At 62.2% G+C, this 1,536-nt stretch carries 3 protein-coding genes; all 3 read right to left on the bottom strand.

The window, feature by feature from the left end; all coding sequences use genetic code 11:
• Positions 1-132 precede the first annotated feature (132 nt).
• Positions 133-834, bottom strand: a complete 702-nt coding sequence (locus HU218_RS13540) for a molybdopterin molybdotransferase MoeA (protein WP_174875467.1) — start codon at positions 832-834, stop codon at positions 133-135.
• Positions 835-920: 86 nt separating this feature from the next.
• Positions 921-1,115, bottom strand: a complete 195-nt coding sequence (locus HU218_RS13535; RefSeq protein WP_174875466.1) for a hypothetical protein — start codon at positions 1,113-1,115, stop codon at positions 921-923.
• 24 nt (positions 1,116-1,139) lie between these two features.
• Positions 1,140-1,536 (bottom strand): DNA-deoxyinosine glycosylase (locus HU218_RS13530; protein ID WP_174875465.1); only part of this gene is annotated, 397 nt, incomplete at its 5' end.

The following is a 1,536-nucleotide window of genomic DNA, read 5'->3' as shown; positions in this document are numbered from 1 at the left end:
ATACTACATAACTAAACTGAGTATTTTTATATGCTGTCTGATCTAATATACCTGCATTCTCGTCTGTATTTACCGATACTTTATGGGTATCTTTCGTTCCGCACTACTTATAAGTTTTTTTTTTTTTTTTTTTTAAAGGCCCCGCCCCCCCCCGAAACCACCCCCCTCCTTATCGCCGGCGGCGTAGGTTGTGTAAAAGAGACGGGGTGGGGCCCGGCGCAGTGCCGGCACCAGCCAGTAGCGGTTGGAGTTGTAGATTTTGCCGGCCGCCAGCGGCTGCCCCGGCTCCACCAGCTCATCGCCAGTAAAGAACACCGCCACCCGCAATTGCCGCTGCACCTGCAATGCCGGCACGCCGATGGAGGCCGCCAGCCCGATGTCGGCATCGCCCAAGCGCTGGCCGGCGGTCAGCACCACCTGGCCGCTGGCAATGTCCTCGCCACGGCGGCGGATGTTCTGCCCGGCAGACACCGCCGCGGTGAAGCGCACGCTGCCGTCGTCCTGCACTTCTGCCTGCTCCTGCATCACCACCGCGTCGGCCTGCGGCGGAATCGGCGCACCGGTAAAAATGCGCGCTGCACTGGCGGCGGCCAACGCTGCCGGCTGGCTACCGGCGGGAATGCGCTGGCTTACCGGCAGCACGTTGGCCGCATCGGCAGCGCGCACGGCATAGCCGTCCATCGCGCTGTTGTCGTATGGCGGCACGTCCAGCGTCGCAATGACATCGACCGCCAGCACGCGACCGGCAGCATCCAGCAGGGAAACGGTTTCGGATTGTCCGAGCGGACGGGCGCGGGACAGCAGCCAGTCGCGGGTTTGATCAACGCTTTGCATGACAGAATCCGGCAACAAAAATAAAGCCGCATCTTCGCACAGGATGCGTCGATGCGGCATACGCCGGAAGCATGAGCCAGCTGGATTCAACCGCCGTACGGCGGGTCCTCGAAGCGCTGCCAGTGGGTAACCATGATGCGCGGCAACCGCAACTGCTCGGCCAGCCGCTGCTCGATATCATCCAGCACATGATGGCTATGCAAGGTGCCGGTCAGACTGATTTCGGCACGACGGGGCGACGAATCGTCGGCGGTTACAAACCAGATGCAGTAGCGGTTCATGTGGTGGCAGTCGGAAGTCAGCGATTAGCTGATATATCGGACAAGTCGCCGCCATTCTTCAAGTTTTTTATCAAATGCCGTCGTCAGCGCCGGACTGGACGACGGCAGCACCAGCCACTCCACGCCGCAAGCCGCCAGCTGCGCTGCCGCCTTGCCGGCGGTTTTGCCATTGAACGCCACTGCCTGCAACGCCGGCAGCCCGGCCAGCAATTCCTGCAAGGGGTTGTAGCGCGCATTGCGGATGTCGGCATCCAGGCTGCCGCGGCGCTGCGCATCGGCCACCACATCCCACAACCCGACACCGCTGGCTTGCAATGCGGCCAACCGCTGCGGGTAGTCCAGTGCCGGCAGGTCGCACCCGGTGACCGCGGCCATCAGCCGCCAGAACTGGTTGCGCGGATGGGCATAGTATTGCCCGGCC

The organism is Vogesella oryzae, from assembly GCF_902829295.1.
Classification (GTDB): domain Bacteria; phylum Pseudomonadota; class Gammaproteobacteria; order Burkholderiales; family Chromobacteriaceae; genus Vogesella; species Vogesella oryzae.
The sequence above is the reverse complement of the archived record's forward strand: the minus strand, read 5'-3'. Positions and strand labels throughout refer to the sequence as shown.